This is a genomic window from Amycolatopsis tucumanensis, from assembly GCF_021654135.1.
GTDB classification, from domain to species: Bacteria; Actinomycetota; Actinomycetes; order Mycobacteriales; family Pseudonocardiaceae; genus Amycolatopsis_E; species Amycolatopsis_E tucumanensis.
Genome location: NZ_JAKGSD010000028.1, coordinates 77,515 through 99,892 on the forward strand (window position 1 = coordinate 77,515; position 22,378 = coordinate 99,892).

Genomic DNA, 22,378 nt, shown 5'->3' on the forward strand with positions numbered 1-22,378 from the left:
AGCAGGGGTTGTCAAGGCTGGAAAGAGTACCTTGACAACCCCTGGTCGGCCGCAGAACTGGGCTGTGGATCGGGAGCGGGGGGAGGGCTGGACGGCCGGGTGGGTGCTTTGCGTTGCCGGCTCACGTCGTGCAGCCAGCCGCCCAGGCCCGAATCACAACTGCGCGTTCAAGTCCTCCTCGGAGAGTGCGTCCACCTCCAGGTAGATCTCCGCCACCTGCTCCAGCCGCCCGGGCACCGATTGGTCGGCCACCAGGCGCGCCGCCATCGCGCCCACCGTCAGCGCCGAGAACAGCGTCCGCACCGTCACTTCCGACGTGTCCAGCGCCTCCCGCAGGCGGCCGACGATCATCGTCGCCAGCACGGAGTCTCCGCCGAGCGCGAAGAACGGGTCGTCGCGGCCGACGCGTTCCACTCCGAGCACCTCGGCCCACACCTTGGCCAGCACCTGCTCCAACGGAGTCTCCGGCGCGACATAACTGTCCGCCGACGCCTGCCAGTGCACCGCCACCGCGCGGCGGTCCACCTTGCCGTTCGCCGTCAGCGGCAGGGCGTCCAGCACCACCACGCGCGCCGGGACCATGTGCGGCGGCAACAACGTCTGGACGAACTCCCGGACCTCGTCGCCGTCCACCGCACCACCGACGGCCGCCACGAGCTGGTTGCCCGCCACGCCCGCGACGCCCCGGTGCACCCCGGGGAACTCGGCCAGCGCCGCCTCGACCTCGCCCAGCTCGATCCGCACACCGCGCACCTTCACCTGGAAGTCCCGGCGCCCCAGGAACTCCAGCGTGCCGTCCGGCCAGTACCGCGCCAAATCGCCCGTGCGGTACCAGCGGCGGCCCTCGTGCTCCACGAACCGGTCCGCGGTCCGCTCCGGATCCGCCCGGTACCCGTGGGCGACCCCGTCGCCGCCGATCCACAGCTCCCCGGCGACCCAGTCCGGGCAGTCCCGGCCGCGCACGTCCACCACGCGGCACAGGACGTTGCGCAGCGGCGTCCCGTACGGCACCGAACGCCACGACGACGGCACCCCGTGCACCTCGCACACCGTCGAATGGATCGCCGTCTCCGTGGTGCCGCCGAGCCCGGCGAACCGGCACCGCGGCGCCTGCTCCGCCACCCGGCCGGGCAGGTCCGTGCCCACCCAGTCACCGCCCAGCAGCACCGTCCGCAACCCGCTCAACTCCCCCGGCCGGGCCGCGGACAACAGCATGTCCAGCAACGCAGGCACGCAGTTGACCAGCGTGACGCGGCGCGAGGCGGCCAGCTCGACCCACTGCCGCGCCTCCTTGCGGTCGCCCTCCTCGACCAGCACGACCGCGCCACCCGCGGACAGCAGGCCGAAGACGTCGTACACCGACAGGTCGAAGTCCAGCGCGGACACCGCGAGGCACCGGTCGTCGGCCCCCACCGAGAACCGCTCGTTGAGGTCGTCGATCGTGTTCATCGCCGCCCGGTGCGGCACCTCCACGCCCTTCGGCTCCCCCGTCGAACCGGACGTGAACAGCACGTACGCGATCTGCTCCTCGTCCACCCGCACCGGCTCGGCGAGCGGCTCGGCCGCCTCCTCCGCGGACGTCAGCACGTGCGAGAACCCGGCGATCCGCCGGATCCGCTCCGCCCGCGCCGCCGGCTGGTCGACACCGATCGGCACGTACCCGGCGCCCGCGGCCAGCACACCGAGCACCGCCGCGATCTGGTCCGGGCCCTTCGGCAGGCTCACCCCGACCAGATCACCCGCGACGACACCCTTGTCCTGCAACGACTTCGCGATCCGCAGCGCGCGGTCACGCAAAGCGCCGTAGCTGAGCACCCCATCGGCGCCCCACAGCAGCGCCGGCGCGTCGGGCTGCGCGACGGCACGCTCGAAGAACCCGTCCTGCAGCAACCGCCCGCTGCGCGGCCCCTGCGTCGCGTTGACCCGCGCCCGCACCTCGGCCTGCTCCCGCGGCAACGCGCCGCCGACCGGCTGCTCCCACGCGTCGTCCCGCTGCCCGAGCCGCGTGATCAGGTCCTGGAACGCGGCGAACATCGCGTCGATCATCCCGGCCGGGAACGCGTTCTCCCGCACGTCCCAGTTGATCAGCAGGCCCTCGTTGACCTCGGTGACCTGCGCGTCCAGCAGCACCTGCGGGCCCTGCGAGATGATCCACACCGCCTCGCCGAAGCAGCGCCGCACGCGTGCGTCGAACAGCTCGCCCAGGTTGAGCGCGCTGGTGAACACCACCGGCGCGAGCACCTGCTCACCGTGGTGCCGGGACAGGTCCCGCAGCACCTCGACACCCGAGTACGCGGCGTGCTCGGCGTCGGCGTGCATCCGGTCCTGCAACGCCTTCGCGTGCTCCACGAAGGACGCCTCGGTCGAGAAGTCGACTTCCAGCAGCACCGAGCTGGTGAAGTCGCCGACCAGCTTGTCGACGTCCGGGTGGGTGCTCTGCCGGTCGAACATCGGCAGGTTCATCAGGAACCGCGGCTGTGCGCTCCACGACGACAGGGTCTCCGCGAACGCGGCCGCGACGACCATCGCCGGGGTCAGCCCGTGTTCGTGTGCGCGGGCGCCGAGGCGCTTGCGGTCCTCCGGCGCCAGCCAGTGGTGCCGACGGGTGACGCGGGTGGCGTCGGCGCGCTCGGTTTCCGGCACCAGCGGCAGGTCGGGCGCGCCGGGCAGCTCGGGAATCCGCCGCTGCCACCACTCGCGGGCCTTCTCCTGCTCGGCTTGGCGGGTCACCTCGCGTTCGGCCAGGTAGCGCGGGTAGCTGTAGTTGATCGGCTCCGGCTCGGCGTCCGGCTCGTCGTAGAACCGCGCGAGGTCCGACAGCAGGACGCGGTAGCTCAACGCGTCCGCGGCGAGCATGTCCACGTCGACGTGCAGCCGCGCCCGGTCACCGGGCCGCCGGCTGAGCTGGATCTTGAACACCTCGCCGTTCGCCACGTCCAAGCGCGCGTGCGAAGACGCGTCCCGCAGGTCGGCAAGGCGACGCTGCTCAGCGTCTTCGTCCAGGTCACGCAGGTCGTGCACCAGCAGCGACGGCTGGGCGCGCTCGGGCAGGATCCGTTGGCGGCCGTCGTCGAGGAAGGCGGCGCGCAGCATACCGTGCCGGGCGACGAGCTTCCGCACCGCGACGTCGAGGCGTTGCGGGTCCAGGTCGGGGCCGTCGAACTCGACGTAGAGGTGCGCGGCGACCGAGCCGAGCGTGGTCTCCTCGTCGCGGCCGATCCAGTACGCGTGCTGCATCAACGCGAGCGGAAACGGCTCGGTCTCGTCGACCTCGACGGTCACCTCGGGCTCGGGCGCGACCCCGGCCGCGGTGGCCAGGATTTCCCGCCACCCGGCCAGGGTCGGGTTCTTGGCCAGCTTGGCGAAGCCGACCTTGATGCCCTGCTTGCGCCACTTGTTCGCGACCTGCATGAGCTGGATCGAGTCGAGGCCCCACTCGATGAGGCTGTCGTTCTCGGACAGCTCCGCCGCCTCGGGCCCCAGCAGGTCGGTGACCTCGCGCAGGAGCTCTCCCACCGTCGGCTGCTGACTCACCACGTGCCCAGCTCCTCTTCGAACTCGTCGATGTCTTCTTCGGAAACGTCCGCGAGCGCGGTGTCCGCCGCGGTCGGCGCGCTGCTCAGCGCCTTGCGGAACAGCTCGGTCAGCTCGGGCACCGCGGGCCCGGTGATCGCGACGCGCAACTGCCCGTCGACGCTGACCGCGTTGACCTCCATCGCCCACTGCGGAGTGCGCGGCGGCACCCGCAGCATCGGGGCCTCCGGCGCGACCGACCACGGCTCGCCGGTCCCGCTCGGCAGGCGGCCGAGGTAGTTGACGACGATCGTCGGCTCCGGCAGGCCCAGCGGGCGGAGCAGCCCGTAGCCGAGGCCGTGGTCGGGCAGGCTGTCCAGCTGCTCACGCACGTCCCGCAGCCGCGTGCCCGGCCGCAGCCGGAGCGGGAAGATCATCGTGAACCAGCCGACCGTGGCCGACAGGTCGGCCCCGAGCTGTTCCTCCCGGCCGTGCCCCTCGACGGCGATCACCGCGTCACCGCGACCACGCCAGGTTTCCAGCGCCTCGGCGAACGCGCTGATCAGCAGCTCCTGCACCCCGGCCTGTTCGGCGCTCTCGGGCAGCGGCACGGTGAACCCGGTCTCGTGCCGTTCGCCGCCGGGTTCGAGCACCGGGTCGGCGCCGTCCAGGATTTCGCGCCACAGTCCGGTTTCCGCGCTGCGGTCCTGCGTGGCGAGCAGTTCGCTCCAGCGCCGGAACGACGTGCCGGTGCGCACGAGTTCCTTGCCTGCCCAGGCCTCGGCGAGGTCGTCCATGATGATCCGCCACGAGACGCCGTCCACGACGAGGTGGTCGGCGACGATCAGCACCCGGTCGGGGAAGCGGACCACCTGCAGCATCCGCTCGTCGGTCAGCCGCTCACGCGCGGCCCGCAGCTCCGCGTCCAGCTCGCCGGTGGCGTCCCGGACGATCTCGGCCGCGTCGAAGGATTCGGCCGGGACCACCAGCGCGCCGTCCCAGCGGGCGCGGAGCACGTCGTGCCGGTCGAGGATCGCCTGCACCACCCGGACCAGGCCGTCGCGGGTCAGGCCGTCGGGGGCGACCAGGAGCATCGCCTGCGCGAGGCCGCGTTCGCTCCAGCGCATGATCGGCGTCGGCTCGATGCGGCCGGTGCCGTCGTCGGCCTCCGTGACGGCGGCTCCGGCGACCGCGGCGAGCCCGGCCGGGGTGCGCTGCTCGAACACCTGCCGCGGCGTGATGTTCAGCCCGGCCTTGCGTGCGCGGCTGACCAGCTGGACGGACACGATGCTGTCGCCGCCGAGGGCGAAGAAGCTGTCCTGCGCTCCGACCTCGGCCAGGCCGAGGACCTCGGCGAACAGCTTGCACAGCAACGCTTCCCGCTCGGTCGCGGGCTCGGCCTTGCCCGCCAGCGCGGCGAAGTCGGGCGCGGGCAGGGCCTTGCGGTCGAGCTTGCCGCTGGGCGTCAGCGGGAACTCGTCCAGCTGGACGATCGCGGACGGGATCATGTGGTCGGGCAGTTCGCGGGCCAGGCTGTTCGCGTCGGCCTCGCCGAGGACGTAGGCGATCAGGCGGTCGTCGCGCACCACCGCGACGGCGCTGCGCGCGCCCGCGCGGGTGAGGGCGACCTCGACCTCGCCCAGCTCGATCCGGAACCCCCGCAGCTTGACCTGGTCGTCGGCGCGGCCGAGGAACTCGAGCACGCCGTCGCGGTGCCGCACCAGGTCCCCGGTCCGGTAGAGCCGTTCCCCGTTCGGCGCGGCCACGAACCTGGAAGCCGTGAGCCCCGGCCGGTTCAGGTAGCCGCGGGCAAGCTGGACGCCGCCCAGGTACAGCTCGCCGGTAACGCCCGGCGGCACCGGCCGCAGGTACCGGTCGAGCACGTGGACCTGCGTGTTCCACACCGGCCGCCCGATCGGCACCGTGCCCTCGCCCGCGCCGTCGGCGCACGGCCAGTAGGTGACGTCGACCGCGGCTTCGGTGGGGCCGTAGAGGTTGTGCACGTTCGGGCCCGCCAGATCGGACGGCAGGGCCTCGCCGCTGCAGATCACCCGCGTCAGCACCGACAGGTCGCCGCCCGAGGAGACGAACGCCCGCAGCATCGACGGCACGAAGTGCGCGGTGGTGATCCGCTCGCGGGCGATGAGGCCGGCCAGGTGCTCCGGGTCCTTGTGCCCGTCCGGCCTGGCGAACACCAGCGTCCCACCGGTGATCAGGGGCCAGAAGAACTCCCACACCGACACGTCGAAGCTCGACGGAGTCTTCTGCAGCACCCGGTCCTCCGGCGTGAGACCGTACTCGTGCTGCATCCACAGTAGACGGTTCACGATCGCGCGGTGGCTGACCACGACGCCCTTGGGCCTGCCGGTGGAGCCCGAGGTGTAGATGACGTAGGCCGGGTGATCCGGCCCCGCCGGGCGCAGCTCCCGCTCACCTTCCAAGGAGGCGGGAAGAACCACGGTGGGCTGGGCGTCCTCGATCATCATGCTCAACCGCTCCGCCGGGTACGACGGATCCAGCGGCAGGTAGGCACCGCCCGCCTTGTGCACCGCCAGCAGGGAGACGATCAGGTCCAGCGAACGATCCTGCCGCACCCCGACGATGTGCTCGGGCCCGACACCCGCACCCGCCAGCCGCCGCGCCAGCGCGCTCGCACGGGCGTCCAGCTCGGCATAGGTCAGCGACTCGCCCTCGAAGACCACCGCGGTGGCGTCCGGCGTGCGAGCCACCTGGGCGGCGAACAGCTCCGCCAAGGTCGCCGGAGGAACCTCACGCGTCTCACCGGCCGGGAGCACGTCCTCGGGCGTGAGCACCGACGTGGCCGAGAGCCGCCGGTCCGGGTCCGCCAGCAGATCGCCGACCAGCCGCGTGAACCGGGCCACCAGGTCGTCCACAGTGGACCGGTCGAAGAGGTCTTCGCTGTAGACGAGCCAGCCGTCGATGCCCGCGTCCTGCTCGAACAGGTGGAACGACAGGTCGAGCCGCGCCGCGTAGAAGTCGACGTGCTCCTCGCGCAGCGACGCGTGCCCGAACGGCACCGGCCCGCCGGGCGCGCGCTGGTAGGCCAGCATGACCTGGAACAGCGGGTGCCGCCCCATCGACCGGGCCGGGTTCAGCGCCTCGACCAGCCGCTCGAACGGCAGGTCCTGGTGCGCGAACGCGTCCAGGTCGGTGCGCCGCACCCGCTCGACGAGCTGCCGGAACGTCGGGTCGCCGGTCAGATCCGTGCGCAGCACCAGGTTGTTGACGAAGAACCCGACCAGGCCGTCCAGGGCGTCGTCGGTGCGGCCGGCGACCGGCGCGCCGATCGGCACGTCCTCCCCCGCGCCCATCTGGCCGAGCAGCGCGGCGACGGCGGCCTGGACGACCATGAACGTCGTGGCGCCGGTCTGCCGCGCCAGCTCCGCCAGCGCCCGGTGCGTCTCCGGCGGCAGCTGGAACCGCACCGCGTCCCCACGGAACGACGGATCGGCCGGACGTGGCCGGTCGGCCGGCAGGCTGATCTCCTCCGGCAGGTCGGCGAGCTGCCGCGTCCAGTAGGCGAGCTGGGTGGACGCGAGACTGTTCGGGTCGGCGTCGTTGCCCAGCAGGTCCCGCTGCCAGAGCGCGTAGTCCGCGTACTGCACCGGCAGCGGCGCCCACCCGGGGCCGCGGCCCTGCAGGCGGGCGGTGTAGGCGGTGGTCAGGTCGGCCAGCAGCCGCTCGGCGGACCAGCCATCGCTCGCGATGTGGTGCGTCAGCAGGGACAGCACGTGCGAGTCGCCGTCGCGGAACAGCCGCGCCTCGAACGGCGGCTCGCGGTCCAGCTCGAACGCGCGTTGCGCGGCCTCGCGTGGCGAGCCGTCGCCGACGATCAGCGGCGGGATCGTGTCGAGGACCTGCTGGTAGGGCTTGCCCTCGAACTCCGGGTAGATCGTGCGCAGCACCTCGTGCCTGCTCACGACGTCGGCGAGCGCGGCCCGCAGCGCGTCCACGTCGAGCGGGCCGTCCAGGCGCACCGCGAACGGCACGTTGTAGGTCGCGCTCGGGCCTTCCAGCCGGTACAGGAACCACAACCGCTGCTGCGCCGACGACAGCGGGATGCGGCGCGGGCGCGGCATCGGCGTGAGCGCCGGCCGTTTCTGCGTGCCGCCGTCGAGCGCCGTGGCCAGGCGGGCGACGGTCGGCGCGTCGAAGACGGTGCCGATCGCCAGGTCGACGCCGAGGTCCGCGCGGATGCGGCCGACGAGCTTGGTCGCCAGCAGGGAATGCCCGCCGAGGGCGAAGAAGTCGTCGTCCCGGCCGACGCGCTCGACGCCGAGCAAGTCCGCGAACAACGCGGCGAGCGCCCGCTCGCGCTCGGTTTCCGGCTCCGCGACCGCGGTCGCCGCCTCCGGCTCGGGCAGCGCCTTGCGGTCCAGCTTGCCGCTCGGGCTCAGCGGCAGCTCGTCGAGGAACGTGATGACCGACGGCACCAGGTGCTCGGGCAGCGTGGCGCCGAGCTGCCGCCGGATGCCGGCCGCGTCCGTGCCCGGCTTGGCGACCACGTAGCCGAGGAGCTGCTGCCGCTCCGGCCGCGCGACCACACCGGCGCTGACGACCTCGGGCAACGCGGTCAGCGCGGCCTCGACCTCGCCCAGTTCGACGCGGAACCCGCGGATCTTGACCTGGTCGTCGGCGCGGCCGAGGAACTCCAGGGCGTCGCCGGTGCGGCGCACCAGGTCGCCGGTGCGGTACAGCCGCTCCCCGTTTGGCCCGGCCACGAACCGCGACGCAGTGAGCCCGGGCCGGTTCAGGTAGCCCCGCGCGAGCTGGACCCCGCCCAGGTACAGCTCGCCGACGGCGCCGGGCGCGACCGGCTGCAGGTGCCGGTCCAGCACGTGCAGTTGCGTGTTCCACACCGGCCGCCCGATCGGCACGGTCCCGGTGCCGGCGCCCTCGGTCACGGGCCAGTGGCTCACGTCGACCGCGGCTTCGGTGGGGCCGTACAGGTTGTGCACGTGCGGCAGTTCGCGCGCGAGGTCCGACGGCAGCGCCTCGCCACTGCAGATCACGCGGCGCAGCGTGCTCGGCCGCGCGCCCGACTCGACGAACGCCCGCAGCATCGACGGGACGAAGTGGACGGTGGTGACCCGCTCCCGCGCGATCAGTTCGCTCAGGTAACGCGGGTCCTTGTGCCCGCCCGGCTTGGCGAACACCAGCGTCGCGCCGGTGATCAGCGGCCAGAAGAACTCCCACACCGACACGTCGAAGCTCGACGGCGTCTTCTGCAGCACCCGATCCTCGGCCGTCAGACCGTACTCGTGCTGCATCCACAACAGACGGTTCACGATCGCCCGGTGCGAGACCACCACACCCTTCGGGCGGCCAGTCGAACCCGAGGTGTAGATGACGTACGCCGGGTTGTCCGGCCCCGCCGCCCGCAACTCCCCTTCATCATGGAGCTCGGCAGGCAGCACGACCGTGGGCTGAGCATCCTCGATCATCATGCTCAACCGCTCCGCGGGATACGACGGATCCAGCGGCAGATACGCCCCACCCGCCTTCAACACCGCCAGCAGCGAAACGATCAGATCCAGCGAACGGTCCTGCCGCACCCCGACAATGTGCTCCGGCCCCACCCCCGCGCCCGCCAACCGCCGCGCCAGCTCAGTGGCGCGGGCGTCCAGCTCGGCGTAGGTCAGGGCCACGCCCTCGTAGACCACCGCGGTCGCATCCGGCGTGCGCGCCACCTGCTCGGCGAACAGCTCCGGCAGCGTCGTCTCCGGCACCTCGCGCGCGTCGCCGATCAGGGCAGTGTCCTCGAAGAACTCCAGCCGGCTCACCGGGCGGTCCGGCGCACCCACCGCGGCCGCGAGCAGCGATTCCAGGTGCGCCAGGAACCGTTCGACGGTCGCGGCGGTGAACAGCTCCGTCGAGTACGTGGCCTCGACCCGCATCTCGCCGTCGACCAGGAACGCCTCCAGCGCCAGGTCGAACTGGGTGGTGTCGTTGTGCACCGTCTCCCAGCTCGCCTCGACACCGGGCAGGTCGAAGCCCTGCAACCCCTGGGTCAGGAACAGCAGCATCACGTCGAACAGCACCGACCGACCCGGCACCCGCGGCGGCCGCAGGCGCTCGACGAGCAGGTCGAACGGGAGGTCCTGGTGCGCGTAGCCGTCGGTGCACACGCGCCGCACCCGGTCCACCAGCTCGGCGAACGACGGGTCGCCGGACAGGTCGGCGCGCAGCACGAGCGTGTTGCCGAAGTTGCCGATCAGCCGCTCGACCTCGCCGGCGTCGCGGTTCATCGACGCCGACCCGATCGGCACGTCCGTCGCACCGGTCCAGCGCGACAGCAGCGCCGCGTACCCGGCGAACACCACCATGAACGGCGTGACCCCGCGGGCCTGCGCGAACTCGCCGATCCGGTCGGTCACGGCCCGGTCGAAGGTGTGGAACCGCCGGTCCCCGCGGTCCGACCGCGCGGGCGGGCGCGGCAGGTCGGTGGGCAGCGGCAGGTTCTCCGGCGCCGGGGTCAGCTCGCGGCGCCAGTAGTCGAGATCGCCGGCGAGCTTCTCGTCGGTCAGCGTCTTCCGCTGCCACACCGCGAAGTCGGCGTACTGCACCGGCAGCGGGTCCAAACCGGACGGTTGCCCGGTGGTGTCCTCCCGGTACAGGGCGGACAGGTCCCGCGACAGCGTGTTGAACGTGTAGCCGTCCCACGCGATGTGGTGCACGGTCAGCACCAGCACGTGGTCGTCGTCGCCGCGGCGCAGCAGGCGCAGGCGCAGCGAGTGCTCCTTGGCGAGGTCGAACGCGTGCGCCGACTCCTCCCGCGCCACCCGCTGGACGGTCCGGTCCCGGTCCTCTTCGGACAGGCCACGCAGGTCCGACTCCGGCATCGTCACCACGGCGTACGGGTCGACGATCTGCCGCGGCTCGCCGTCCGGCCCGGCCACGTACCGGGTGCGCAGGATCTCGTGCCGCTCCACGAGCCGCTGGAACGACCGGTGCAGCGCGGCCTTGTCCAGCGCGCCGCGCAGCGTGATCGCCAGGCACACGTTGTAGGCCGGGCTCGCCGGGTCGAGCTGCTGCAGGAACCACATGCGGGACTGGGCGTACGACAACGGCAAGTCGTCGTCGGAGTCCCGCTTCGGGATCGACGTCGTGCTGGCCAGGCCGGCCTGGGCCAGCCGTCGGCGCAGCAGCTCACGCTTGCGGGCGGCGAGGTCACTCACCAGGGGCCTCCTTGCGCGATCAGGGTCAGCGCGGCGAACCACTCACGGGACAGCTGGTGGATGCGGTCTTCGGTGAACAACGCGGACGGCCACTGCCAGTCGGCCTCCAGCGTCGAGCCGCGGACCAGCACGTTGAGGACCAGGCAGTACGGCGCGGGCATGTCATCGTCCACGCCACCGCCCATCGCGCCCACCTCGGGCGCGCCGGACCACGGCTCGCCGTCGCGCTCGCCCACCGTGAGCCTGCCGAGGTAGTTGAACTCCAGCTGCGGCTCGGGCAGCGCTTCCAGCTCGGCGGCGGTGTCCGGGTTGAGGTACCGCAGCAGGCCGTGGCCGATGCCCTTGTCCGGCAGAGCGAGCTGCTCGCTGACCCGCGTGAGCCCCTGGTGCACGCCGCTCGCGAGGTCGCCGGGGTCGATGCGGACCGGGAACACGCTGGTGAACCACCCGACCGTGCCGGACAGGTCCGCGCCGGGGACGATCTGCTCCTCACGCCCGTGGCCTTCCAGCGCGAGCAGGAGCGACGTGTCGTCGCCGCCGCGCCAGCGGGACACCGCGTGCGCGAGCCCGGCCAGCAGGACGTCGTTGATCGTGACGCCGTGCCGCTCGGGCACCTCCGTGAGGAGCTTGCCGGTGACCGCGGGGTCGAGGAACGTCCGCGTGGCTCGCATGGATGCGCGGGTGTCGGTGGCCGGGTCGAGGCGGCGGGCGCCGAGCACCGGGTCCGGGCCGGACAGGATCTCCCGCCACAGCGGCATCTCGCTCGCCTTGGCCCGCGCCACCTCGGGCAGCGCCTGCGCCCACTCCCGGTACGACGTGCCGACCGGCGGCAGCTCGCGGCCAGCCCACAACTCGGCCAGCTCGGGCACCAGCACGCCCCACGACGCACCGTCCACGACGAGGTGGTGCAGCACGATCAGCAGGCGGCCGGAGCGGTCCGGGCCGGTGTCGAACCAGACGAACCGCACCATGTCGCCGGACGGCGGGTCGAGCCGGATCTCCCGCATCAGGTCGGGCAGCCGCTCCGCGATGTCCCCGTACGCCAGGTCGCCGGCGTCGATCCGGGTGACGCAAGCGCTTGCGTCCACCGCCCCGCGCGGGCGGACGACGAACGTGCCGTCGAAGGTCGCGCGCAGCACGTCGTGCCGGTCCAGCAGGAGTTGCACCAGCTCACGCAGCCGGTCCAGGTCGAGCCCGGCCGGGGTGCAGAGCATCCGGGCCTGGCTGAGCTGACCGTACGGCTGGTTGCGGTTGAGCCAGTGGAGCATCGGCGTCAGCGGCACCTCGCCGATGCCCGCGTCGGCGTCCGCACGGTGCACGGCCTCCCCGGCGACCTGCGCCAGCGCCGCGACCGTGCGCTGCTCGAACACGTCCCGCGGGGTGAACGCCAGCCCGGCGCCACGGGCCTTGCTGACCAGCCGCATCGACACGATGCTGTCGCCGCCGAGCGCGAAGAAGCTGTCGTCCGCGCCGACCTCGGGCAGGCCGAGGACATCGGCGAACAGGCCGGCGATGCGCTTCTCCAGTTCCGTCGCGGGTGCCCGGGACGTGGTGCTCGTGTAGTCCGGCGCGGGCAGCGCCTTGACGTCGAGCTTGTCGTTGCGCGTCAACGGGAAGCCGTCGACCGCGACGATCGCGGCCGGGACCATGTACTCCGGCAGGGCGGCGGCGACCTGCTCGCGCAGGCCGTCCGTGCCGCTCGCGACGACGTAGGCGACCAGCCGCTTCACGCCGGGCGTGTCCTCGCGCGGCACCACGACCGCCCGTTCGACCCGCTCGTCCCGCAGCAGCGCGGCCTCGATCTCGCCGGGCTCGATGCGGAACCCGCGGATCTTGACCTGGTCGTCGACGCGGCCGAGCAGCTCGATCAGCCCCTCGGCGTTCCAACGCGCCACGTCGCCGGTCCGGTACATGCGGGTGCCGGGCTCGCCGAACGGGTCGGCCACGAACCGCTCGGCCGTCGTGCCCGGCCGCCGCAGGTAGCCGCGGGCGAGACCGGCGCCGGACAGGTACAGCTCACCCTCCACGCCCGGCGGGCAGGGCCGCAGGTGCCGGTCGAGGATGTAGGCGCGCGCGTTGCCGACCGGCGAGCCGATGCACGGGTTCTCGGTGCGGTCGAAGTCGCACGCCGCGCAGTCCACAGTGCACTCGGTCGGGCCGTAGAGGTTCCACACGGCCAGGTCCGGCTCGTCCCGCAGCGACCGCCACAGCTGCGCGGGCACCGCCTCGCCGCCGACGCCGAGCACCTTGAGCGCGCCGCGCCAGCCCGGTTCGGTCGCGACCTGCGCGAGCAGCGACGGGGACAGCTCGACGAACTCGATCTCGTGGTCCCGCAGGAACGCCCGCAGCAGGTCCGCGTCGCGGCGGGTGTCCGGCGGCACCAGGTGCAGCTCGTGCCCGGCGAACATCCACAGCATCGGCTGCCAGGACGCGTCGAACGCCATCGGCCACGCGTGCGCGACCCGCAGCGGGCGGCCGACCCGCTCGCGTGCCGGGTCGAACAGGTCGGTGCGGTGGCTGACCAGCAGGTTCGCGATCGAGCTGTGCGGCACCACGACGGCCTTCGGCGTGCCGGTCGAGCCGGACGTGTAGATGACGTACGCCGGGTGCTGCGGTTTCGCCCGCGGCGGCAGGTCGTCCGTCGAGCCCGTCGCTTCCGGCAGTTCGGTCAGGACCAGCTTCGGGGCGGCGTCGGCGAGCATGAAGTCGATCCGCTCGGCAGGCCAGTCCGGGTCGAGCGGCAGGTACGCGCCGCCCGCCTTGAACACCGCCAGCAGCGCGACCAGCATGTCCGGCCCGGCCGGCATGCGCAGCGCCACCACGTCCTCCGGGCCGACGCCCTGCTCGATGAGCACCCGCGCGACCCGGTTGGCGCGGGCGTTGAACTCGGCGAAGGTCAGCCGGGTCTCCCCCGCCACGATCGCCACGGCGTCCGGCGTCGCCCGAGCCTGATCGCGCAGGACCTCCGGCAGCGTCGTCGCCGGGGCGTCCAGGACCTTGCCGGTGCCGATGCGGCGCAGCTCGGCCAGGGTCTCCTCGCCGAGCAGGTCGACGCCCGTCACGTTTTGCGCAGGGGCAGCCGCGAAGGCCTCCGCGGCCCGGCGGAACCAGCCGCTCAGCGACTCCGCCCACGCCTCGTCGAACGTGTCCGGCCGGTACTCGAAGACGACTGACAACCGCTCCTCGGCGGCGACCGCCAGGGTCAGCGGGTAGTGCGTCGAGTCCTCGACCTCGACCCGGTCGATCGTGATCCCGGCGGCCCGCTCGCTCGCGCTCACCGCGTCCGAGTCGATCGGGTAACTCTCGAACACGACCAGCGTGTCGAACAGATCGCCGTGCCCGGCCGCCCGCTGGATGTCGGTGAGGCCGAGGTACTGGTGGTCCATCAGCCGCGCCTGCTCGTCCTGCACGCCCCGCAGAACGTCCAGCAGCGAACCGCGCAGGCGGACCCGCACCGGCACGGTGTTGATGAACAGGCCGACCATGCCGTCCACACCGGACAGATCCGCGGGACGCCCGGAGACGGTGGCGCCGAACAGGACGTCGTCGCGGCCGGTCAGCCGGGCCAGCACGAGACCCCACAGCCCCTGAACGACCGTGTTGACGGTCAGGCCGTGCTCCCGGGCGACCGCGTAGAGCCGTTCCGTGATCTCGGCGGGCAGGTCGAGGCGCAGCTTGCCGGGGCGCATCGGCACCCGGGACGCGGCCGGGGCCAGCAGCGTCGGCTCCTCGACGTCGTCCAGCGCGGCCAGCCACGCCTCGGCGGAGGCGTCCCGGTCCCGCCCGGCGAGCCAGGTCAGGTAGTCGCGGTACGGCCGCGGCGACGGCGGCTCGGTGCCGGCGTAGAGCGCGAGCAGGTCCCGCACCAGCAGCGGCAGCGACCAGCCGTCGAGCAGGATGTGGTGGTTGGACAGGACCAGCCGGTGGTCCCGCTCGCCCAGCTTCACCAGCGTCATGCGCAGCAGCGGCGGTTCGTCGAGCGCGAACCGCCCGGTCCGGTCCCTGGCCAGGAACTCGTCGAACTCCTCGTGGCTGAGCGTCAGCTCGGCCCATGGCAGCTCGGCCTCGCGGCGGATGACCTGCTTCGGCTCGTCGTCGTGCACGAAGGCCGCGCGCAGGTTCGGGTGCCGATCCAGCAGGCCCTGCGCGGCCCGGCGCAGCCGCGCCGCGTCGACCTCCCCGGTCAGGCCCAGCACGAACTGGACGGTGTAGACGTCGTCCGCGCTTTCGTCGTAGAGCGCGTGGAAGAGCATGCCCTGCTGCAGCGGGGACAGCGGCAGGACTTCCTCCGGCTCCTCGGCGGCGGTGAGGTCGCGCAGGGCGTCCTGCCACTTCGCGATCAGGCCGTCCACTTCGGACTCGGTGAACCGGTCGGTCCACGACCAGGTCGCGGTCAGCACCGGGCCGTCCGGACCGTCCTCGGTCACGACATTGATCTCCAGCGGCCGGTGCTGGACCTCCGGCTGCGGCAGCTTCTCCGCGTCCGGGACCCAGAACCCCTCGCTGACGTCGAACCGGCCGAGGTAGTTGAAGCCGACCTCCGGCTCCGGAGCGTCGGTGAGCTCGCCATGCAGCCAGCGGAGGATGCCGAACCCGATGCCGTTGTCCGGCACCGCCCGCAGCCGCTCCTGGATCTCCGGCGGAGTCGCGGCGGCGGGCAGTTCGACCGGGTAGACGCTGGTGAACCAACCGACCGTGCGGGACAGGTCCGCGCCGGGCACCAGGTGCTCCTCGCGGCCGTGGCCCTCCAGCGCGACCAGCCGCGGCTCGCCGAAGGCGTGCCCGAGCGCGCTGAGCAGCACCTCCTGCACGCCGGTGCGGAACTTGCCGGGCACCTCGGCGACCAGTTCCGCGCCGAGCGTCAGCTCCCGGCGGCCGGCCGTGCGGGCGGGCCGGACGTCCGCCGATCCGGTGCGCGGCAAGGACTTCCACTGCTCGGTGCTCGCGGTCGGCAGGTGCCGCGCCCACCAGCGGAACGAAGTGGGCACCGGGTCGAGCTTGGCCGGGTGGCCGGACGAGCGCGCCTCCCAGGCCTGCGCCAGGTCCCCGGCGAGGATGCGCCACGACACCCCGTCCACGACCAGGTGGTGCAGCACGAGCAGCAGCCGGCCGGGCTCGGACCCGTGGTCGAACCACACGGCCCGCACCAGCACGCCCGCCTCGGGGTCGAGCCCGCCGACCGCCTCGGCGTACTTCTCCGCCACCGGCGTGTTCCCGGGTACGTGTTCGAGGACGTCCGTGACCGCGCCCGGCGGGCGGACGTCGAGCACGTCTCCCCGCAACCGGGCACGCAGCAGGTCGTGGTGGTCGAGCACGTCCTGCAGCACCCCGGCGAAGATCTCCGGCCCGTCCGCGGGCGGCACCCGCAGCAACGCGGCCTGGGCCATTGTGCGGTCACCGGTTTCCCGCCACCACCGCATGACCGGGGTGAGCGGCACCTCGCCGACCCCCTGCGCGCGGTCCTCGTCGGGGACCACCACGTCGGTGTCGACGGCGCGGGCGAGCGCCGCCGCGGTCTGGTGCTCGAACACCTGCCGCGGCGAGATCCGCAGCCCGGCCGCCCGCACCTTGCTCACGAACCGGATGGACAGGATGCTGTCGCCGCCCAGGCCGAAGAAGTTGTCCTCCGCGCCGACCCCGGGCACCCGCAGCACCTCGGCCATCACGCGGCACAGGATGCGCTCGGCCTCGGTCGCCGCCGCGCGGCTGCCGGACGTCGGCTCCGGGCCGGGGTCGGGCAGCGCCTTGCGGTTCACCTTGCCCGAGGGCATCAGCGGGAACTCGTCGAGGAACACGAACCGGCGCGGCACCATGTGCTCGGGCAGGCGGGTGCGCAGCCAGTCGCTCAGACCGTCCACTTCGGCCCCCAGGCAGTAGCCGACCAGCCGTTTCGGCTCGTCGCGCACCAGCACGACCGCCCGCCGCACGCCCTCGTGCTGCTCCAGGACCGCCTCGATCTCCTCCAGCTCGACCCGCATGCCGCGGATCTTGACCTGGTTGTCGGCGCGGCCGAGGAACTCCAGCGTGCCGTCCGGCTGCCAGCGGGCCAGGTCACCGGTGCGGTAGAGCCGGGAACCGGGCGGGCCAAACGGGTCGGCGACGAAGTGGTCCGCCGTCCGCTTGGGGTCGTTGATGTAGCCGCGGCCCAGGTAGACGCCACCGGCGTACAGCTCGCCGGGCACGCCGACCGGCACCTGCCGCAGGTGCCGGTCCAGCACGTAGAGGCGGGTGTTGCCGTTGGGGTGCCCGATCGAGACGGCCTTGCGGACCGCGCTCGCGTCGCGGTAGACGACGTGGCTGACGCCGATCGTCGCCTCAGCCGGGCCGTACCCGTGGTACATGATCGCGTCGCTGACCGCGCGGAACCGGGCGAACAGCTCGGGTGTGAGCACCTCGCCGCCGCACCAGACGTGCTTGAGCGACCGGCCCCGCTCGGCGAACCCGTCGAGGCCGACCAGCAGGTCCAGGATCGACGACGGCAGGTAGGTGAACGTCACCCGGTGCCGCTCGATCAGGCCCAGCAGGTACTCGATGTCCCGCTCGCCGCGGGGTTCGGCGATCACCAGCTTGCCGCCGGTGACCAGCGGCAGGAACACCTCGTTGATCGAGATGTCGAAGCCCATCGGCGCCTTGAACAGCGCCGCGTCGCCGGCCCCGAAACCGAGCATCTCGCGCTGCCACAGCAGGCGGTGCGTGATCGCGCGGTGCCGGATCATCGCGCCCTTCGGCGTGCCGGTCGAGCCGGACGTGTAGATGACGTAGGCCAGGCCTTCCGGCGGCACCCGCACGCCGAGGTTCTCCGGGTCCTCGCCCGCGAGGTCGACGTGCACGACCGGCACACCCAGATCCCGCACCGGCCCGTCGTGCTCCGGTCCACTGAGGATCGCGGTGAACCGGGAGCTCTCCGCCACCTCGGCGATGCGCCGATCCGGCCACGACGGCTCCAGCGGCACGAACGCGCCACCGGCCTTCTCGACCGCGAGCAGGCCGACGACCAGTTCGAGCGACCGCTCCCAGTGCATGCCGACGGTGCGCTCCGGCCCGACCCCGGCCGTGACGAGCCGCCGGGCCAGGTGGTTCGCCTTCGCGTTCAGCTCGGCGTAGGTGAGGCTGCGGTCGTGGAACTCGACGGCCACCGCGTCCGGGGTGCGGGCGGCCTGCTCCTCGACCATCTCGGTCAAGGTCGTGTGCGGCCGCTCCTCGGCGGTGTCGTTGAAGGCCGCGAGCTGGGCGCGCTCGTCGTCGCCGAGGATCTCGGCGAGGCCGACCGGCTGCTCCGGCTTCGCGACCAGCGCGGTCAGCAGCCGCACCAGCCTGCGCGCGAGCGTGTCCACAGTGGATTCGTCGAACAGGTCGGCGGAGTAGCTGATCAGGCAGTCTTCCGGGCCGAAGTGGAAGGCCAGGTCGAACTTCGCGCCGGTGAACCCGGGTTCCAGCGGCTCGGCCACCACGTCCGGCAGGTCCAGTTCCGCCGTCGCCGGATCGCGGTGCGACACCATGATCTGGAACAGCGGGTGCCGCCCCGGCGAGCGCGGCGGGTTGACCGCCTCGACGACCCGCTCGAACGGCAGGTCCTGGTTCGAGTAGGCGTCCAGGTTCGCCTCGCGGACGCGCGCGAGCAGGTCGCGGAACGTCGGGTTGCCGGACAGGTCGGTGCGCAGCACGACCGTGTTGACGAAGTAGCCGACCAGGTCGTCGAGGGCTTCGTCGGTGCGGCCGGCGACCGGCGTGCCGAGCGGGATGTCCTCGCCCGCGCCGAGGCGGGACAGCAGCACCGCGGTCGCGGCCTGGGCGATCATCAGGTCCGTCACGCCGAGTTTGCGGGCCAGCTTCGCCAGCGACGCGGTCAGCGCGGCGGGGAATTCCACGGTGACGTTGCCGCCCTCGCGCGTCGGGTGCTGCGGGCGCGGCCGGTCCGTCGGCAGCGGCAGTTCCTCGGGCAGGCCTTCCAGCCGCTTGAGCCAGAAGTCGCGCTGGTCGTCGACCGGGATGTCCTGCAGCCACTGGGTGTAGTCGGCGTATTGGACCGGCAGCGGTGTCCACTCCGGCGCGCGGCCTGCGCGGCGGGCGGCGTAGGCCGCGCCCAGGTCACGCAGCAGCGGTCGCGCCGACCACTCGTCGCCCGCGACGTGGTGCACGACCAGCACCAACAGGTGCTCGTCCTGGCCGGTGTTCAGCACTTCGGCCCGGATCGGCGGCTCCTCGCCGAGGCGGAACGCGTACCGGCTCGCCCGTTCCACGAACCCCTCGGCCGGGCCGTCGTGCCGGTGCACGGGGAACCGCTCGAACGGCGGCAGCACGTGCTGGCCGTCCGCGGTGAGCAGGGTGCGCAGCGTGTCGTGGCGGTTCACCACGTCGGTGAGCGCGGCGTCGAGCACGTCCAGGTCGAGCGGGCCGGTCAGCCGCGCGGCGAACGGGATGTTGTAGACCGGCGACGGGCCGTCCAGCTCGTGCAGGAACCACAGGCTGCGCTGCGCCGGGGACAGCGGCACGAGGCCGTCGTGGTCGCGGCGGGTCAGCGGCGGGCGTGCGGCACCGCCGTCCAAGTGCCGCGCCAGGCGTGCCACCGTCGGGGCGTCGAAGATCGCCCGGATCTGCAGGTCGACGCCGAACGTGCGGCGGATCCGGCTGGCCAGGCGGGTCGCGAGCAGGGAATGCCCGCCGAGTGCGAAGAAGTCGTCGTCGCGACCGACCCGGTCGACGCCGAGGACCTCGGCGAACAGCTCGGCCAGAATCTCCTCACGCGGGTCGCGGGCCTCGGCGCTGCCGGTCTCGGCGAGCTGCGGCTCAGGTAGCGCCCGCCGGTCCAGCTTGCCGCTCGGGCTGAGCGGGAGTTCGTCCAGCACGACGATCGCGGACGGCACCAGCTGTTCGGGCACCGACTCCGCGAGGCTCCGCCGCAGCGCCGCCGGGTCCAGCCCGTCGCCGACGACGTACCCGACCAGCTGCTGACGGCCGGCGTGCACGGTGGCCGCCGCGGCGGCGACCCCGTCCAGCGCGAGCAGGGCCGCCTCGACCTCGCCCAGCTCGACGCGGAAGCCGCGGATCTTGACCTGGTCGTCGGCGCGGCCCAGGTACTCCAGGGCACCGTCGGCGTTCCACCGCACGACGTCGCCGGTGCGGTAGAGCCGCGAGCCGGGCTCGCCGAACGGGTTGGCGACGAACCGCGAGGAGGTCAGCCCGGGCCGGTTGAGGTACCCCCGGGCGAGCTGTACTCCCCCGAGATACAGCTCGCCCGGCGCGCCCGGCGCCACCGGCCGCAGGAACCGGTCCAGCACGTAGGTCTGCGTGTTCCACACCGGACGTCCGATGGGGACGGTCGTGGCATCCGCAGGCACCGGCCAGTAGGTGACGTCGACGGCGGCCTCGGTCGGGCCGTAGAGGTTGTGCACCTGGGCGAATTCACCCGCCTGCCGCGCCAGCTCCGGCGGCAGGGCCTCGCCGCTGCAGATGATCCGCTGCGGCCCCCGGCCGGTCTCGACGTACTGCGCCAGCATCGACGGCACGAAGTGCGCGGTGGTGATGCGCTCGCGTTCGACCAGTTCGGCCAGGTAACGCGGGTCCTTGTGCCCGCCCGGCTTCGCGAACACCAGCGTCGCGCCGGTGATCAGCGGCCAGAAGAACTCCCACACCGACACGTCGAAGCTCGACGGCGTCTTCTGCAGCACCCGATCCTCGGCCGTCAGACCGTACTCGTGCTGCATCCACAACAGACGATTCACGATCGCCCGGTGCGAGACCACCACACCCTTCGGGCGGCCAGTCGAACCCGAGGTGTAGATGACGTACGCCGGGTTGTCCGGCCCCGCCGCCCGCAACTCCCCTTCATCATGGAGCTCGGCAGGCAGCACGACCGTGGGCTGAGCATCCTCGATCATCATGCTCAACCGCTCCGCGGGATACGACGGATCCAGCGGCAGATACGCCCCACCCGCCTTCAACACCGCCAGCAGCGAAACGATCAGATCCAGCGAACGGTCCTGCCGCACCCCGACAATGTGCTCCGGCCCCACCCCCGCGCCCGCCAACCGCCGCGCCAGCTCAGTGGCGCGGGCGTCCAGCTCCGCGTACGTGAGTTCAGCGCCTTCGAAGACCACCGCGGTCGCATCCGGCGTGCGCGCCACCTGCTCGGCGAACAGCTCCGGCAGCGTCATCTCCGGCACCTCGGCGGCGGTTTCGTTGGGCGCCACCACGACCTGCTGCCACTCGTCGGCGGGCAACGGTTCGAGCCGCGCGACCGGCGTGCCCGGCGCGGCGACGAACCAGCCGAGCACGTCCTGCACCCGCTCCGCCATGCGGGCGACCGCGGCGTCGTCGAAGCGCGCCGGGTCGTGGTCGATGCGCAGCACGAACTCCTCGCCCGGCACGACCAGCAACGCGAGCGGGTAGTGCGTGGCGTCCCGCACCTCGACCCCGGCCAGCGGCGAGCCGGCCAGGTCGGTGCCCGGATAGCTTTCGAAGACCACGAGCGTGTCGAACAGCGTGGGCTGCCCGGCGGCGCGCTGGATGTCGGCGAGCCCGAGGTGCTGGTGCTCCAGCAACCGCGCCTGCTCGTTCTGCACCCGCGCGGCCAGCGCGGCCAGCGGCTCGTCCGGCGCGAGGCGCACCCGCACCGGCACGGTGTTGATCAGCATGCCGACCATCGACTCGACGCCCGGCACCTCGGGGTTCCGGCCGGACACCGTCGCGCCGAACACCACGTCGTCCCGGCCGGTCAGCCCGGCGAGCACGAGCGCCCACGCGGACTGCACCAGCGCGTTCACGGTCACGCCGTACTCGCGGGCGGCCTGCGTCAACGGCTGTCCCGGCAACGAGAACTCAGCACGCCGCGGCAGTCCGTCCGACGAGCCGTCAGCCACGAGCGTCGGGCCGTCGAGGTCGGCGAGTGCGCCGGCCCACGCCCGCTCGGCCGCCTTCGTGTCCTGTTTGGACAACCAGGTCAGGTAGTCCCGGAACGGCCGCACCGGCGGAAGCGCTTGCCCGCCGTACAACGAGAGCAGCTCACGCACCAGGATCGGCGCCGACCAGCCGTCCCACAGCAGGTGGTGCGACGACAACACGAGCACGTGGTCGGAACCGCGGCGCACCAAGGTGAACCGCAGCAACGGCGGTCGCGCGAGGTCGAACGGCTCGGCGCGGTCGTCGTCCAGCAGGCGCTGGAACTCCGCATCGCCAGGGCAGTCCACGACCCGCCACGGCACCTGGACCGACCGGCGCACGACCTGCACGAACTGGCCCGACGCCTGCGTGCGGAACCCGGCCCGCAGGTTGGCGTGCCGCCGCACCAGCTGCTCCGCGGCCTCCCGGAGCCGCTCGCCGTCGACCTCGCCGGCCAGCCGCAGGACGGTTTGCACCGTGTAGACGTCCGCACGCTCGTCGAGCAGGGCGTGGAAGATCATGCCCTGCTGCAACGGGGTGAGCGGGAGGACGTCCTCGACGCTCGACGCCACCCTCAGGACTCGCTCTCGACCAGGCTGCGCGGTCGCATGTCGGTCCAGTTGGCCTCGATGTGGTCCAGGCACGCCTGGCGGCTGTCCTCCCCGAAGACGATCCGCCAGCCCGCGGGCACCTCGGCGAAGGTGGGCCACAGCGAGTACTGGCCCTCGTCGTTGACCAGCGCGTAGAAGCGCCCGTTGTCGTCGTCGAAGGGGTTCGTCACCACAAGC

4 protein-coding genes are annotated in these 22,378 nt (G+C 72.7%); all 4 read right to left on the minus strand.

Annotation, left to right across the window (positions count from 1 at the left end; all coding sequences use genetic code 11):
- Positions 1-153 precede the first annotated feature (153 nt).
- Genes L2C96_RS25665 through L2C96_RS25680 form a run of 4 tightly spaced genes read right to left on the minus strand, consistent with a single transcriptional unit; the run spans position 154 to position 22,371 of the window.
- On the minus strand, positions 154-3,537 hold the full coding sequence (locus tag L2C96_RS25665; protein WP_237338077.1) for a non-ribosomal peptide synthetase: 3,384 nt from the start codon (positions 3,535-3,537) through the stop codon (positions 154-156).
- Positions 3,531-10,712, minus strand: coding sequence for a non-ribosomal peptide synthetase (locus tag L2C96_RS25670; protein ID WP_237338078.1), 7,182 nt, complete (start codon positions 10,710-10,712; stop codon positions 3,531-3,533). Before L2C96_RS25670 ends, L2C96_RS25665 begins: the two co-directional genes overlap by 7 nt.
- A complete protein-coding gene (locus tag L2C96_RS25675) occupies positions 10,709-22,162 on the minus strand; it encodes a non-ribosomal peptide synthetase (protein ID WP_237338079.1) in 11,454 nt (3,817 codons plus the stop codon). The genes L2C96_RS25670 and L2C96_RS25675 overlap by 4 nt, the downstream gene beginning before the upstream one ends.
- 2 nt (positions 22,163-22,164) lie before the next feature.
- Positions 22,165-22,371, minus strand: a complete 207-nt coding sequence (locus L2C96_RS25680; protein ID WP_191245338.1) for an MbtH family protein — start codon at positions 22,369-22,371, stop codon at positions 22,165-22,167.
- Positions 22,372-22,378 lie beyond the last annotated feature (7 nt).